Raw genomic sequence first — 14,932 nt, 5'->3', positions numbered from 1 at the left:
GCGCAGATCGCGGCCGCGATCGCGTTGACAAGCGCTGCCACAGGCCGATCATGCGGGCGGGCTCCCCGAGAAGCCCCCGACAGGGAACAGACAGGTGAGGAAAACGCTCCTAGCCGCGGCCGTCGCCGCCGCGTGGCACGGGTCCGCTTGCGCGCAAGAATCCGGCACCGGGCGAATCTCCGACGGCGTCGTGAAGATCGGCTTCCTCCTCGACATGTCGAGCCTCTACGCCGACGTCACCGGCCCGGGCAGCGAGGCGGCGGCCCGGATGGCGGTCGAGGATTTCGGCGGCAAGGTTCTCGGCGCGCCGATCGAGGTCGTGGTGGCCGACCACCAGAACAAGCCCGACATCGCGGCCGCCACCGCGCGGGCGTGGTTCGACACCGAGAAGGTCGACGCCATCCTCGACGTCGCCGCCTCGGCGACGGCGCTGGCGGCGGCCGACATCGCCAAGGCCAAGCACCGGATCATCGCCTTCAGCGGCCCGGGCGCGGTGCGACTCACCAACGAGGCCTGCTCGCCGGTCTCGATCCACTGGGCCTACGACACCTACGCGCTCGCGAACGTGACCGCCCAGGCGACCGTGAAGGCGGGGGGCGATTCCTGGTTCTTCCTCACGGCCGACTACGCCTTCGGGCACGACCTGGAACGGGACGCCACCGCGGTCGTCAAGGCGCAGGGCGGGTCCGTGAGGGGCGGCGTGCGGGTGCCGCTCAACACGCCGGACTTCTCCTCCTTCCTGCTGCAGGCGCAGGGCTCGGGCGCCAAGATCGTCGGCCTCGCCAATGCGGGTCGGGACACCACCAACGCGATCAAGCAGGCGGCGGAGTTCGGGCTGACCCAGGCCGGCCAGAAGCTCGCCGGGCTCCTCGTCTACATCAACGACGTGCACAGCCTCGGCCTGAAACCGACCCAGGGCATGCTGCTCACCGAGGGGTTCTACTGGGACCTCGACGACGCCACCCGGGCCTGGTCGAAGCGCTTCTTCGACCGCACCGGCCGGATGCCGAACATGTCCCAGGCCGGCGTCTACTCGACGGTGACGCATTACCTGAAGGCCGTGGCCAAGGCCGGGACGGACGAGACCGACGCGGTCATGCGGGTGATGCGCGAGACGCCGGTCGAGGATTTCTACGCCCATGGCGGGCGCATCCGCGAGGACGGCCGCATGGTCCACGACATGTACCTGTTCGAGGTGAAGCGCCCCGAGGACTCGAAGGGCGAGTGGGACCTCTACAAGCGGGTGGCGACGGTGCCGGGCGACCAGGCCTTCCAGCCGCTCTCGGCCTCCCGCTGCCCCCTGGTGAAGAAATGAGCCCGCGCTGGCGCAGCCGCCCGGAGGGCTCGACCTGGGGCGACTGGGGACCCGACGACGAGCTCGGCCGCCTCAACCTGCTGACCCCCGAGAAGGTGCGCCAGGGCGTGGCCGAGGTGCGCGAGGGCCTGACCTTCTGCCTCAGCCTGCCCCTCGACTATCCGGGCGGCAACGTGCTGAACCCGCGCCGCCACCCGCCGAAGATCACGCCGACCGTGCGGGCGAACGGGCGGCCGAACATGAACTTCCCGGTCTGCGAGGAGGTGCCCGACGCCACCGACGTGATCAGCGACGATCTCGCGGTGCTCCACCTGCAATACTCGACGCAGTGGGACGGGCTCTGCCACGTGGGCTCGCTGTTCGACGCGGACGGCGACGGGGCCCCGGAGCCCGTCTACTACAACGGCTTCCGGGCCGGGCGGGACATCACCGGGCCGTCGCGGCCCGAGGAGGCGGGCGCGCCCTCTCGGGCCAAGGCCCTCGGCATCGAGCGGCTGGCCGAGCGCGGTATGCAGGGGCGCGCGGTGATGATCGACCTGCGGGCGCATCTCGGCGAGGGGCGCAGCGTGGTCGGCTACGACACCCTGCGCCGGATCCTCGATCAGGACGGCGTGGTCGTCGAGCCGGGCGACATGGTCTGCCTGCATACGGGCTTCGCCGAGCGCCTGCTCGGCATGGACCGGGCACCGGACCCGGAGGTGGTCCACCGCCTCGGCGCCGGCCTCGACGGGCGCGACGCGCGACTTCTCGACTGGATCACCGACAGCGGCCTCTGCGCGCTCATCGCCGACAATTACGCGGTGGAGGCCTATCCGGCCGGGCCGATGCGGGGCTGCTGCGCCACGCTGCCGCTCCACGAGCACTGCCTGTTCCGGCTCGGGGTCAATCTCGGGGAGCTCTGGCACCTGACTCCGCTGGCGACCTGGCTGCGGGCCAACGGACGCTCCCGTTTCCTCCTCACGGCCCCTCCCCTGCGGCTCCCCGGGGCGGTGGGCTCGCCGACGACGCCGATCGCGACGGTGTGATCCGGTTTCCGGACGATCCGTTCGGAAACCGGATCACCAGCCCGCGCGGCGGAGCTTCGCTCCGCGCACCTGAGCGAAGCCGGTTTCCGCATCGCGCAGCGATCGATCGGAAACCGTATGACGCTCGGGTGACGCGGGCGGCCGCCTGTGCTATGGGGCCGCCCCGACACCCTCCCTCACACGATCAGGCCTGCTCGCGCGCCGTCCGCCGCGAGGGCGGGTGAGATGCTTTCGTCATGAGCGCTGCCCCCAAGATCTCCTTCGTGTCGCTCGGCTGCCCGAAGGCCCTCGTCGATTCCGAGCGGATCCTCACGCATCTGCGCGCGGAGGGCTACGAACTGGCCCGCAAGCACGACGGGGCCGACGTGGTGATCGTCAACACCTGCGGCTTCCTCGATTCCGCCAAGGCCGAGTCGCTGAACGCCATCGGCGAGGCCATGGCCGAGAACGGCCGGGTGATCGTCACAGGCTGCATGGGCGCGCAGCCCGAGGAGATCCGCGACAAGTACCCGAACCTGCTCGCCGTCACCGGCCCGCAGGCCTACGAGTCGGTGGTGGCCGCCGTCCACGAGGCGGTGCCGCCCGCCCACGACCCCTTCCTCGACCTCGTGCCGCCCCAGGGCGTCAAGCTCACGCCGCGCCACTACGCCTACCTGAAGATCTCGGAGGGCTGCTCCAACCGCTGCAGTTTCTGCATCATCCCGTCGCTGCGCGGCGATCTCGTCAGCCGCCCGGCCGCCGACGTGCTGCGCGAGGCCGAGAAGCTGGTGAAGGCCGGCGTCAAGGAACTCCTTGTCATCTCGCAGGACACCAGCGCCTACGGGGTCGACCTGCGCTACGCGGCGAGCCCCTGGCGCGACGGCGAGGTGCGGGCGCGCTTCTTCGACCTCGCCCGGGCGCTCGGCGAGTTCGGCGTGTGGGTGCGGCTCCACTACGTCTACCCCTACCCGCACGTGGACGAGGTGATCCCGCTGATGGCCGAGGGGAAGGTGCTTCCCTACCTCGACATGCCGCTCCAGCACGCGAGCCCGAGCGTGCTCAAGCGCATGCGCCGCCCGGCGAACCAGGAGAAGATGCTGGAGCGCATCCGCTCCTGGCGCGCGGTTTGCCCCGACCTCGCCATCCGCTCGACCTTCATCGTCGGCTTCCCCGGCGAGACCGAGGCGGAGTTCGAGGAGCTGCTCGCCTGGCTCGCCGAGGCGAAGCTGGAGCGCGTCGGCGCGTTCCCGTACGAGCCCGTGCGGGGCGCGGCGGCGAACGACGTCGCGGCGCTGATCCCCGAGGAGGTCAAGGCCGACCGCTACCGGCGCTTCATGGAGGCGCAGGCGGCCGTGTCGCTGCGCCTGCAGAAGGCCAAGGTCGGCAAGCGCCTGCCCGTGATCATCGACGAGGCCGGCCCGACCGTCGCCAGGGGCCGCTCGAAATACGACGCGCCGGAGATCGACGGCAGCGTCCACGTCGCCTTCCGCCGACCGGTCCGGGCGGGCGACATCGTCACGGTGAAGATCGAGCGGGCGGACACCTACGACCTGCACGGCGTCGTGGTCTAGATCGAAGGCGCTCGCCAAGCCTTGTCGTTTCTGCGAGATCTGAAGCGTTCAGATCTGCGGGTCATGGCGCGGGGAACCCCTAACCCCGAGTGGGAGAGGGGCAGGGGTGAGGGTGGCTCGGCTTCAGGGTTGAATTCTGGACGTTGAGCTGCCAGCGGCACGGTTCAGACTTCTTGCTGACGCGACCGTCCCTCACCCCTACCCCTCTCCCACTCGGGAGAGGGGATCCAACGCCAGTCTTGATGTGCCATCATTCAAGATGGAACGTCTTTGCCACAGACCAGGAGAGCCGTTCGTCCGCGAAGGGCGGCCGAGCCGTCGCGCGACTGATACCATCGATCATTTCCAACGACCGCTGCTTCCCCTCTCGCATTGGCGCCAATCCTCCGGCACCGCATCGGGAACTCGAGATGGTCAACGGCACGATGCGCCAGCATCGTGGGCCGTTGGCCCGACCTTCGGAATCGGTACGGTCGCGGCCCATCCGCTCCGCGTTGCTGCGCGGTTCGGGAACGGCAGGCGCGTCCGGGCGTTTCGGCACGACCTCCGGGATGCCGCGTTCGCGGCCTCTCGGGAGGCGGTGCCGAGGAGGCGTCATGGACAAGACGTTAGTGAGCGTGGTCGGGGCCGTGACGGCCCTGGCCGCTTCGGGCCCGGCCCAGGCGGCGGTCGCGGGCCCGGCCAACCTGGACGCGGTGATGCAGGTCGCGTCCTATGCGGACCTGGTCAAGCCCATCCCGAACGCCGTCGCGCTGCTGAAGGCGTCGGATGCGGCCGAGGAGAGCCGCGCCGCCGAGGCCCTGGACGGGGCGCAGGTCGAGAAGGCGCAGTTCTACTATCACCACCACCACCATCACCATCACCGGTACTGGCGGCGTTTCTATCACCACCACCACCATCACCACCGGTACTTCCGGCGGTTCCACCACCATCATCACCACGGCTATTACTGACCGCGGATCGATGGTCGTGAGGCGGCGGGCCCGTCCGGCCGCCTCACGCCTCCTGGGACCCGAGCGGCGGCGCTTCAGCGCTTCGGCCGCGTGGCCCCGTGGATGCGCCGGTAGGTGCCGTCGAAAACGGTGTTCGTCGACGAAGTCCACTGGGAATCGGCCGAGAGCGTGGAGCGGCTCGCGTAGATGCGCCGGGCCTGGAGCTCGCGCTCGGCCGCCTCCTCCTCGGACATCGGGACGAGCTCGAACTCGCTCTCGGCGGGGACCACCGTGATCTGGAGGAACGGCTCGCCCGGCCTGAAGACGTGGGTCCGCCCCTCCTCGGGGGCCTTAAACACCACGAAGTAGATCATCGGCCACCAGTGCCGCAGCAGGGCCGGCACGGCGACCGGCACCGTTCCGGTCCGGTCGGTGTAGAAGCGCGGGTGCGGCTCGGTCTTGATCGCGAATCCCTCCTCGACCTTAAGGTCGAGCAGGATCTGGTACGTGTAGTAGTCCTCGCCGAAGCTCCGGAATGGCGGCCACTGCATCTCGGGATCCGGCGGCGGGCCGAAATCCCCCTCGAACAGCATCTCTCCGCCGCGCGTCGTCACGCGCAGCTCGGCGTCGTAGGGGAAAAAAACCTCGATCCCCGCCTTCGCGGCCTCCGAGAACGGGATGCAGTGCCAGGCATGCTCGTGCGAGCCGTCCACGCGCGGCTCCGGCCGGCCGGCCCAGCCCGGGATCTCGAGCCGCGTCCGCCGGGGCCGCAGGCCCGGATGGACGAGTCGGTACTTCACGATGCTCATGGCTACGCTCCTCACGCGCCGCCCTCAGGGGGCGACGTCCTCCATCCGCACCCGCTCCACACCCGCCGCCGCCATCGCGTCCCAGGCCCGGGCCAGCGACCCGGCCTGATCGATGGCCCGGCAGGCCTCCTCGACCACCCATGCGGCGAAACCGGCCGCCCGCGCGTCGAGGGCGCTCCAGCCGACGCAGTAATCCGTGGCGAGGCCGCAGAGCACGACCCGGGTGATCCCCCGCTCGCGCAGGTAGCCCGCGAGCCCCGTCGGGGTGCGCCGGTCCGCCTCCAGGAAGGCGGAGTAGCTGTCGATCCCCGGCCGAAATCCCTTGCGGATCACGAGTTCGGCCCGGGGCAGGTCGAGCCCCTCGGCCAGAGCCGCGCCCGGCGTGCCCATCACGCAATGGTCCGGCCACAGCACCTGCGGACCGTAATCGAGGTCGACGCTGTCGAAGACACCCCGGCCCGGGTGGCTCGACGCAAAGGAGGCGTGGCCCGGCGGGTGCCAATCCTGCGTCAGGACCGCGTGCGGGAAGAGCCGCCCGAGGGCGTTGACGACCGGGACCACCGCGTCCCCGTCCGGCACCGCGAGGGCGCCGCCGGGCAGGAAGTCGCGCTGGACGTCCACCACCAGGAGGACGTCCGTCTCGGCCGGGACGATCACGGCAGCAGCACGGTGGCGCCGGTGGTCTGGCGGCCGGCGAGGTCGCGGTGGACCTGCGCGGCATCCGCCAGCTTGGCGCGGCTGTGGACCGGGATCTTGACCGCGCCGCTCTTCACCACGCCGAACAGGTCCTCGGCCATGGCCTCCAGGCTCGCCCGCTCGGCGACGTGGGTGAACAGGGTCGGGCGGGTGGCGTAGAGCGAGCCCTTCTGGCCGAGGAGCGCGATGTTGAAGTTCTCGATCACGCCCGAGGCGTTGCCGAAGCTCACGAACATGCCGAAGGGCTTGAGGCAGTCGAGGGAGGCCGGGTAGGTCGCCTTGCCGACGCCGTCATAGACGACCGCGCAGCCCTTGCCACCGGTGATCTCCTTCACGCGGGCCGCGAAATCCTCGTCGCGGTAGAGGATGACGTGGTCGCAGCCGTGCTCGCGGGCGAGATCGGCCTTCTCCTTCGAGCCGACCGTGCCGATCACGGTGGCACCGAGATGCTTGGCCCATTGCGTGGCGATGAGGCCGACGCCGCCCGCCGCGGCGTGGAACAGGATCGTGTCGCCGGGCTGCACCCGGTAGGTCTTGCGCAGGAGGTACTGGGCGGTCAGCCCCTTCAGCATCATGGCGGCGGCGGTGTCGTCGTCGACGCCCTCCGGCACCTTCACGGCCACGCGCGCCTCGATCACGGCCTCCTCCGCGTAGGTGCCGGCGGCCGAGCCGTAGGCGACCCGGTCGCCCACCGCGAGGCCGCTCACCCCCTCGCCCACGGCCACCACCTCGCCCGCGCCCTCGTTGCCCGGCGTGAAGGGGAGCTGCGGCGCCTTGTAGAGGCCGGAGCGGAAGTAGATGTCGATGAAGTTGACGCCCACCGCGCGCTGGCGGACGCGGATCTGGCCCGGTCCCGGCGCCGGCAGGTCGACCTCCTCGAAGCGCATCACTTCGGGGCCGCCATATTCGTGGACACGGATCGCCTTCGGCATCGGGACCTCCCCAGCGCATTGTTGGAATGCGGGCGGATGATAGGTGGCGCGGCGGTTTCGGCAATGGCGGGGCGCGCTGGGCCGCCCCATCTTGGTCGCACGGGATCATGCGAAGGGAGCGACCGGGTTGAGCGAGGCACAGCGGGCGATCGTCGACGTCGCCGTGGTGGGGGCCGGGGCGGCCGGGCTGGCGGCGGCCCTCGCCCTGTCGCGGGACGGGATCCAAACGGCGCTGGTCGGGCGGCACCTGCCGGTGGCGGACGGCCGCACCGTCGCCCTCCTCGACGGATCCGTGCGGCTCCTGCGGGCGCTTGGCGCCTGGGAGGCCGTCGCCCCCTTCGCGGCGGCGCTGACGGAACTCCACATCGTCGACGACACCGGCAGCCTCTTCCGCCCACCGCCGGCCCGCTTCGTCGCCGCCGAGATCGGCCTCGACGCCTTCGGCTGGAACGTCGAGAGCGCGCGGCTCGTCGAGGCCCTGCGCGGCTCGGCCCGCGGGGCCCCCGACCTGACCCTGGTCGAGCAGGACGCGGCCGGAGCGACCGCCGAGGGCGAGGCGGCCGCGATCGCGCTGGAGGGCGGCGGCACCCTGCGCGCGCGGCTCGTCGTGGCGGCGGATGGCGCGCGCTCGCCGCTGCGCGAGGCGGCCGGGATCCCGGTCCGCCGCTGGGACTACCCGCAGGCGGCCCTCACCACGATCCTCGCCCACGACCGCGACCACCGCGAGGTCTCGACCGAGTTCCACACGCGCCGCGGGCCCTTCACCCTGGTGCCGCTGCCCGGCGGACGCCGCTCCAGCCTCGTCTGGGTCAACGCGGAGGACGAGGCCGAGCGCCTGCACGGGCTCGACGACGCGGATCTCGCCGCGCGCGTGGAGCGTCAGGCCCAGGCGCTGCTCGGGCGGATGCGGATCGACGGACCGCGCGGCCTCGTGCCGATGCGCGGGCTCCTGGCGACGCGCCCGGTGGGCCCGCGCCTCGCCCTCATCGGGGAGGCCGCGCACGTCTTCCCGCCGATCGGCGCCCAGGGGCTGAATCTCGGCCTGCGGGACGCCGCCGCCCTGCGCGACCTCGTGGTCGAGGCGCGGCAGGAAGGCGAGGATCCCGGCGCCGCTGGTCTCCTGAGCCGCTTCGCCCGCGGGCGGGGCCTCGACGCCCGCCTGCGCACCACGGCCGTCGACGCGCTCAACCGCTCGCTCCTCTCCGGCCTCCTCCCGGCCGACCTCCTGCGCGGCGCCGGCCTGCTGGCGCTCACCACCATCCCGCCCCTGCGCCGGGCGGTGATGCGGGAGGGCATCCTGCCGCGCTTCGGCACGCCCAAGCTGATGCGAGCCTGAGGAATGCGTCGCGCGCAGAGACCGGGGCCCGCGCGCGCGTCGCCGTGTTCTGGTTCCGGCAAAAAAACTTTTCCACCGGGTCTTCGCGGCCGGAATGAAACCGCTGCCGTTGAGAAACGATTGATAGGTCCGGCGCAGACTGCCCTGACGATAAGCCCGCTCGGTACGGGTTCCGCGGGGCGAGCGGGCGCAGTGGGAGCTGAACGTCATGATGTGGGACGGCCTCGGTCTGTTCACGGGAGGACCGGCCCGTCGCGTCGCCGAGGGAGGCGGCGCGGGCGGCGCGGGCTACGCGCACGCTCCCCCCGACGACCGGCCCCAGCCGCGCTACCGCCGTCCCAAGCTCGGCCTCGCCCTCGGGGGCGGCGCGGCGCGGGGCTGGTCGCATATCGGCGCCATCGAGGCGCTGGAAGAGGCGGGGCTGACCATCGACGTGATCGCGGGCTGCTCGATCGGGGCAGCGGTCGGGGCCTGCCACGCGGGCGGCAAGCTCCCGGCCCTGAAGGAATTCGCCCTCTCGCTCACCAAGCGCCGGGTGATGGGGCTGCTCGACTTCCACCTCAGCGGCTCCGGGCTGATCGCGGGCGAGCGCCTGCGCCACCTGCTCGAGCGCGACCTCGGCGGGCAACGCATCGAGAACCTCCCGGTGACCTTCGCCACCGTGGCGACCGAACTCGGCACGGGCCACGAGATCTGGCTCACCCGCGGTCCCGTGGTCGAGGCCGTGCGGGCCTCCTACGCGCTTCCCGGCATCTTCGACCCGGTCAAGATCGCCGGCCGCTGGCTGATGGACGGGGCGCTGGTGAACCCGGTGCCCGTCACGGTGGCCCGCGCGCTCGGCGCGGACGTCGTCCTCTGCGTGAACCTCAACGGCGACATCCGCATCCGCGGCACCGTGATCCAGGCCCATGGCGGGGACGAGAGCGTGGTCGAGGCCGCGGCGGCCGAGGCCGTGGAGACGCTGACGGAGGCGCCGCGCCGCTGGCCGCGGCTGCGCCCGCAGAAGACGGTGAAGCCGCGCCTCGACCCCGGCATGCCCGGCGGCATCGCCAGCGTGATGGTGGACGCCTTCAACATCACGCAGGACCGGATCTCGCGCTCGCGGCTCGCGGGCGATCCGCCCGACGTGATGATCAACCCGAAGCTCGCCCAGATGGGCTTGTTCGAGTTCCACCGCGCCGAGGAATGCATCGAACTCGGCCGGCAGGCCGCCCGCAAGATGCTCCCGGAGATCCGCGAGGTGGTGGCGGCCGCCGCGCTGCCGGTCTGACGGCCGCCTCTCCCCGGGCCTCAGGCCGTGGCGATGTACTCGCGCAGGGCCTGCTGCTCGGCCTCGACGAGCGCGATGCGGTGCTTGACGACGTCGCCGATCGACACGAGGCCGACCAGCCGCTCCTCCTCCACCACCGGGACGTGGCGGAAGCGCCCGTCGGTCATGATCTCCATGACCTCCTCGATCGCGGTGGCGCGGGTGCAGGTGACGACGCGCCCGGTCATGTAGCGGGACACCGGATGGTCGAGGCAGGCGGCGCCGTGGCGGGCGATCGCCCGGATGATGTCCCGCTCCGAGATGATGCCGAGCACGGCGAGGCCCGCGTCGCTCACCACGAGGGCGCCGATGCCCTTCTCGGCGAGCAGGTCCGCCGCCTCGGCGAGCGTGCGGTGGGGCTGCACCGTGACGACGGTACGGCCCTTCTGGGACAGGATACGCGCAACGGTCATCGCTTCCTCCACGTCCTGGGACGGCCCATTCCGGCGACCCGCTCGTGCCGGTCGCGTGCGGCCCGTCCGTTGTTCGTGCGCGAGTGTGGAAGCGCCCGCGACATCTTGCAACCCGGACTTCCCGTCATCCCACCGCTGGTCCGTCTTCGGTCAGCGGCGGCGGGGCTCCAGGAGCGGCAGCAGCACGAAGCCGGCCAGGAAACCGCCGAGATGCGCGTCCCAGGCGACGCTCGCATCGGTGATGCCCAGCGGTCCGGCGAGCAGGCCGAAGAGCAGGTTGGTGACGAACCAGATCACCAGGAACAGGGCCGCCGCGCGGTTGCGCACCAGTTCCGGGATCGATTGCAGCCGGGCGGGCACCGGCCGCTGCCAGGGCAGCAGGCCGGCATGCTGGGCCGGATCGGGGGGCGGCTGGAACACGAAGCGGGTCGCGGCCGCCATCAGCCCGGAGACGCCGGCCGAGGCGCCGACCAGCGGCAGCGTGCTCAGGGGCGCGAGGAGGACGTGGAGGACGCCGCCGGCCGCCGTCGCGACGAGCGCGATCACCCCGAAGCGCCACGCCCCGCAGCGCCGCGCGACCGGCGTCCCGAAGGCGGCGAGCCAGAGGCTGTTGAGCAGGACGTGCGCCCAGGAGCCGTGCAGCAGCCCGTAGCTGACGATGGTCCAGGGCATCGGCTCCTGCTCGGCCACGATGTAGCTGGCGAAGGCCGAGCGCGCCTGGACCTCGAGAGCGCTGCCCGGCCAGGCGGCGGCGGCCCGCAGCACGTCGTCGGCGCGGTCCGGCGCGAAGGCCAGCGTCCATCGCGCCGGGACCAGGGCGAGGTCGATCAGCAGCGTGATGTCCCAGGTGTCGGGCAGCACCGTGCGGACCGCGTGGATCAGGACGAGCAGGCCGACGGAGGCGGAGACCACGGCCGGCATGTTGAAGACGGGCACGCGGGGCGGCCGGGGAAGATCGGGAGTCGCATCCATGGCCGGCACCGTGGACGCGCGGCGGCGGCGCCGCAAGGTGGGGCGCGCCGTCGGACAGGACCCTCCCCCCTCTGCGGGGGAGGGTGGCCTGCGGAGCAGGCCGGGAGAGGGGCGGCACGACGGTGATCCAGGTGGCCCGCGTCACGACGGATCAGCACAATCCTGAAGCGTGGTTCCCCTCTCTCGCCCGGCTCCGCCGGGCACCCTCCCCCGCAGAAGGGGGGAGGGTCACGCTGCGCCCCGCGCCCAAAAGAGAAGGCCCCCCGGCAAGCCGGAGGGCCCTCCCTTTTTCAGGCGCCGGGCGCGCGCCCGGCCCATCCGTTACGCCGCGAGCTGACGCAGCACGTAGGGAAGGATCCCGCCGTTGCGGAAGTATTCCAGCTCGTCGAGGGTATCGATCCGGCAGGTGAGCGGCACCTCCCGGGTCGACCCGTCCGCGGAGGTGATCTCGGCGATCAGGGTCTGGCGCGGCTTGAGGTCGCCCTCCAGGCCGCGGATCGTCACCGTCTCGTCGCCCTTGAGCCCGAGCGAGGCCCAGCTGGTGTCGCCCTGGAAGACCAGCGGCACCACGCCCATGCCGACGAGGTTCGAGCGGTGGATGCGCTCGAAGCTCTCGGCCACCACGGCGCGCACGCCGAGCAGCTTCGTGCCCTTCGCCGCCCAGTCGCGCGACGAGCCGGTGCCGTACTCCTTGCCAGCGAAGACCACCAGCGGCGTGCCCTCCTGCTGGTACCGCATCGCCGCGTCGTAGATGAACATCCGCTCGCCGCCCGGCTGGTAGAGCGTGTAGCCGCCCTCCACCACCGTGCCGGACTCGTCCCGGACCATCTGGTTCTTGATGCGGATATTGGCGAAGGTGCCCCGCATCATGACCTCGTGGTTGCCGCGCCGCGTGCCGTACTGGTTGAAGTCCTGCACGCGGACCTGGTGCTCCTGCAGGTAGTGGCCCGCCGGCGAGGCCGCCCGGATGTTGCCGGCCGGCGAGATGTGGTCGGTGGTGATCGAGTCGAGGAAGAGGCCGAGGATCCGGGCGCCGACGATGTCGGTGACCGGGTCCGGCTCCTTCTTCATCCCCACGAAGTAGGGCGGGTTCTGCACGTAGGTGGAGCCCGGGTTCCACTGGAAGGTCTGGGCCGGGGTGACCTCGACCGCCTTCCAGTTGGCGTCACCGCCGAAGACGTCCGCGTAGCGGCTCTTGAACAGGGCCGACGTGATGGTCTGCTCGATGAAGGCGTTCACCTCGGCCGAGGAGGGCCAGATGTCCTTCAGGTAGACGGGCTGGCCGTCCGAGCCGGTGCCGAGCGGCTCGTTGACCAGGTCGACCTGCAGCGAGCCGGCCAGCGCGTAGGCGACGACGAGGGGCGGCGAGGCGAGGTAGTTCGCCCGCACGTCCGGGTTCACCCGGCCCTCGAAGTTGCGGTTGCCGGAGAGCACGGCCGCCGCGACCACGTCATTGTCGTTGATCGCCTTCGAGATCGGCGCCGGCAGCGGGCCGGAATTGCCGATGCAGGTGGTGCAGCCGAAGCCGACGAGGTTGAAGCCGAGCGCGTCGAGGCTCTGCTGCAGGCCGGCCTTCTCCAGGTACTCGGCGACGACCTGGCTGCCGGGGGCGAGCGAGGTCTTCACCCAGGGCTTCGAGCGCAGGCCCTTGGCCACCGCGTTGCGGGCCAGCAGCCCCGCCCCGATCATCACGCTCGGGTTCGAGGTGTTGGTGCAGGAGGTGATCGCCGCGATCACCACGTCGCCGTGGCCGATGTCGAAGTTGGCGCCCTCGACGGGGTAGCGCTTGGCGATGTCGGCGGCCTTGCGGAACTCGCTCTCCATCGAGGCGGCGAAGCCCGCCTTGGCGGAATCGAGCAGCACCCGGTCCTGCGGGCGCTTCGGCCCGGCCAGCGAGGGCTTCACGTCGGCGAGGTCGAGTTCGAGCGTGTCCGTGAAGACCGGGTCCGGCGTCGCCGCGTCGCGCCACATGCCCTGCGCCTTGGCGTAGGCCTCCACGAGGGCGATGCGGTCGTCGGCCCGGCCGGTGACCTTCAGGAAGTCGATGGTCTTGGCGTCGACCGGGAAGAAGCCGCAGGTCGCGCCGTATTCGGGCGCCATGTTGGAGATCGTGGCGCGGTCGGCCACCGCCATGTCGTCGAGGCCGGGGCCGTAGAACTCCACGAACTTGCCGACCACGCCCTTCTTGCGCAGCATCTGCGTGACGGTGAGCACGAGGTCGGTGGCGGTGGTGCCCTCCGGCAGCTTGCCCGAGAGCTTGAAGCCGACCACCTCGGGGATCAGCATCGAGAGCGGCTGGCCGAGCATGGCCGCCTCGGCCTCGATGCCGCCGACGCCCCAGCCCAGCACGGCCAGCCCGTTGACCATCGTGGTGTGGGAATCGGTACCGACGAGGCTGTCCGGATAGGCCAGTTCCTGGCCGTTCTCGAAGGCCTTGGTCCAGACCGTCTGCGACAGGTATTCCAGGTTGACCTGGTGGCAGATGCCGGTGCCAGGGGGCACCACCGAGAAGTTGTCGAAGGCCGTCTGGCCCCACTTCAGGAAGGTGTAGCGCTCGCCGTTGCGCTCGTATTCGAGGGCGACGTTGTCGGCCAGCGCCTTCGGGGTGCCGAACTCGTCGACGATGACCGAGTGGTCGATGACGAGATCGACCGGCACCAGCGGGTTGATCTTCTTCGGGTCGCCGCCGAGCGCCACCATGGCGTCGCGCATGGCCGCGAGGTCGACGACGGCGGGCACGCCGGTGAAGTCCTGCATCAGCACGCGGGAGGGCCGGAAGGCGATCTCGGTCTCGTTCTTGCCGCGGTTGTCGAGCCAGGCCGTCACGGCCGCGATGTCGGCCTTGCAGACCGAGCGGTCGTCCTCGAAGCGCAGCAGGTTCTCCAGCAGCACCTTCATCGAGAAGGGCAGCCGGCTGGCATCCGGCAGGCCGTTCTTCTCGGCTTCGGGGATGGAGTAGTAGGCGTAGGTCTTGTCGCCGATCTGCAGGGTCTGGCGAGACTTGAAGCTGTCGATGGAAGCCACGGCGTGGTCCTCGCGAGGGGGTTGTCGAACACGGCGCAGGCACGACCTGCGCCAGACGTGATGTGTTCGGCCGGATGCGCGAGCGGCGCCGGTCCCCAGGCGGGCACGACTCCGCTTCCCGTGCGTCCTCCGCGGGCGGGCCGCGTCAGCCACGGTGCGCGCGCCGCCCCGGGGGTGCCCGGACTGGGATTGCGCGAGAGACGGTTTGGACGCCTACAAGGTCGCGCGGCGCAGCCGAGACTGCGTATAGAACACTTCGAATGTGGCCGCTACGGGTGAGTCGGCGAGCGGGGAGCGGACGTGACGCGACGTGGGGGAAGCGGGGATCACGCGCGAGCGAAGGTCGCTCAACCCTTCCCCCTCTGCGGGGGAGGGTGCCCCGCGGCGAGTGCGAAGCACTCGCGCCGGGGCGGGAGAGGGGACCCACGGTGCCGGAAACGGCTGAACCGATCTGACGAGGACGGTCCGCAGCAGTGTCACTCTCCTCATATCCCTGGCACGCGAGCGATTGCCTACGCGGTTCGAAAAGCAACCAAATCGCTGATGTTTGATCGAGCCATCAACGTCCCTGCGGATCGCGCGCGGAACCCCTCTCCCGTGCGGGAGAGGGGCAGGAGTG

The 14,932-nt window shown here is 71.2% G+C and carries 12 protein-coding genes; 6 read left to right on the top strand and 6 right to left on the bottom strand.

Annotated elements, in window-relative coordinates:
* Positions 1-94 precede the first annotated feature (94 nt).
* From ACW9J6_RS17340 to ACW9J6_RS17325, 4 genes are all read left to right on the top strand, one after another.
* Positions 95-1,315, top strand: a complete 1,221-nt coding sequence (locus ACW9J6_RS17340; protein WP_457117734.1) for an ABC transporter substrate-binding protein — start codon at positions 95-97, stop codon at positions 1,313-1,315.
* A complete protein-coding gene (locus ACW9J6_RS17335) occupies positions 1,312-2,340 on the top strand; it encodes a cyclase family protein (protein WP_457117733.1) in 1,029 nt (342 codons plus the stop codon). The genes ACW9J6_RS17340 and ACW9J6_RS17335 overlap by 4 nt, the downstream gene beginning before the upstream one ends.
* Before the next feature lie 236 nt (positions 2,341-2,576).
* A complete protein-coding gene (gene rimO, locus ACW9J6_RS17330) occupies positions 2,577-3,890 on the top strand; it encodes a 30S ribosomal protein S12 methylthiotransferase RimO (RefSeq protein WP_457117732.1) in 1,314 nt (437 codons plus the stop codon).
* 596 nt (positions 3,891-4,486) lie between these two features.
* A complete protein-coding gene (locus ACW9J6_RS17325; protein WP_457117731.1) occupies positions 4,487-4,843 on the top strand; it encodes a hypothetical protein in 357 nt (118 codons plus the stop codon).
* Between the two features lie 74 nt (positions 4,844-4,917).
* On the opposite strand, the gene ACW9J6_RS17320 is transcribed toward ACW9J6_RS17325, so the two are convergent.
* The 3 genes from ACW9J6_RS17320 to ACW9J6_RS17310 are packed head-to-tail and all read right to left on the bottom strand — an operon-like array spanning position 4,918 to position 7,259.
* A complete protein-coding gene (locus tag ACW9J6_RS17320) occupies positions 4,918-5,631 on the bottom strand; it encodes a hypothetical protein (protein WP_457117730.1) in 714 nt (237 codons plus the stop codon).
* A 24-nt stretch (positions 5,632-5,655) separates the two neighbouring features.
* Positions 5,656-6,288, bottom strand: coding sequence for a bifunctional nicotinamidase/pyrazinamidase (gene pncA / locus ACW9J6_RS17315; protein WP_457117729.1), 633 nt, complete (start codon positions 6,286-6,288; stop codon positions 5,656-5,658).
* Positions 6,285-7,259, bottom strand: a complete 975-nt coding sequence (locus ACW9J6_RS17310; RefSeq protein ID WP_457117728.1) for a quinone oxidoreductase family protein — start codon at positions 7,257-7,259, stop codon at positions 6,285-6,287. The genes pncA and ACW9J6_RS17310 overlap by 4 nt, the downstream gene beginning before the upstream one ends.
* Positions 7,260-7,386: 127 nt before the next feature.
* Between ACW9J6_RS17310 and ACW9J6_RS17305 the strand changes: the two genes are divergently transcribed.
* Positions 7,387-8,595, top strand: a complete 1,209-nt coding sequence (locus tag ACW9J6_RS17305; RefSeq protein ID WP_457117727.1) for a UbiH/UbiF family hydroxylase — start codon at positions 7,387-7,389, stop codon at positions 8,593-8,595.
* Positions 8,596-8,803: 208 nt separating this feature from the next.
* Positions 8,804-9,865: a patatin-like phospholipase family protein gene (locus ACW9J6_RS17300; RefSeq protein WP_457117726.1), complete on the top strand. Its 1,062-nt coding sequence runs from the start codon at positions 8,804-8,806 to the stop codon at positions 9,863-9,865.
* Between the two features lie 20 nt (positions 9,866-9,885).
* On the opposite strand, the gene ACW9J6_RS17295 is transcribed toward ACW9J6_RS17300, so the two are convergent.
* From ACW9J6_RS17295 to acnA, 3 genes are all read right to left on the bottom strand, one after another.
* Positions 9,886-10,317, bottom strand: a complete 432-nt coding sequence (locus ACW9J6_RS17295; protein ID WP_457117725.1) for a CBS domain-containing protein — start codon at positions 10,315-10,317, stop codon at positions 9,886-9,888.
* 150 nt (positions 10,318-10,467) lie between these two features.
* Positions 10,468-11,289: a rhomboid family intramembrane serine protease gene (locus tag ACW9J6_RS17290; RefSeq protein ID WP_457117724.1), complete on the bottom strand. Its 822-nt coding sequence runs from the start codon at positions 11,287-11,289 to the stop codon at positions 10,468-10,470.
* 321 nt (positions 11,290-11,610) lie between these two features.
* Entirely contained in the window at positions 11,611-14,313 is a 2,703-nt protein-coding gene (gene acnA, locus ACW9J6_RS17285; protein WP_457117723.1) for an aconitate hydratase AcnA, read from the bottom strand.
* Between the last annotated feature and the right edge of the window lie 619 nt (positions 14,314-14,932).

This window comes from Methylobacterium sp. JK268, assembly GCF_054052225.1.
Note: the sequence above shows the minus strand (reverse complement) of the source record. Positions and strands in the feature narration are given on the sequence as shown.

Excerpts from the sequence above, each read along its gene's own strand:
- ACW9J6_RS17300 (WP_457117726.1), top strand. The coding sequence starts at position 8,804 with ATGATGTGGGACGGCCTCGGTCTGTTCACGGGAGGACCGGCCCGTCGC.
- ACW9J6_RS17295 (WP_457117725.1), bottom strand. The coding sequence starts at position 10,317 with ATGACCGTTGCGCGTATCCTGTCCCAGAAGGGCCGTACCGTCGTCACG.
- ACW9J6_RS17335 (WP_457117733.1), top strand. The coding sequence starts at position 1,312 with ATGAGCCCGCGCTGGCGCAGCCGCCCGGAGGGCTCGACCTGGGGCGAC.
- ACW9J6_RS17325 (WP_457117731.1), top strand. The coding sequence starts at position 4,487 with ATGGACAAGACGTTAGTGAGCGTGGTCGGGGCCGTGACGGCCCTGGCC.
- ACW9J6_RS17290 (WP_457117724.1), bottom strand. The coding sequence starts at position 11,289 with ATGGATGCGACTCCCGATCTTCCCCGGCCGCCCCGCGTGCCCGTCTTC.
- ACW9J6_RS17320 (WP_457117730.1), bottom strand. The coding sequence starts at position 5,631 with ATGAGCATCGTGAAGTACCGACTCGTCCATCCGGGCCTGCGGCCCCGG.
- rimO (WP_457117732.1), top strand. The coding sequence starts at position 2,577 with ATGAGCGCTGCCCCCAAGATCTCCTTCGTGTCGCTCGGCTGCCCGAAG.
- ACW9J6_RS17310 (WP_457117728.1), bottom strand. The coding sequence starts at position 7,259 with ATGCCGAAGGCGATCCGTGTCCACGAATATGGCGGCCCCGAAGTGATG.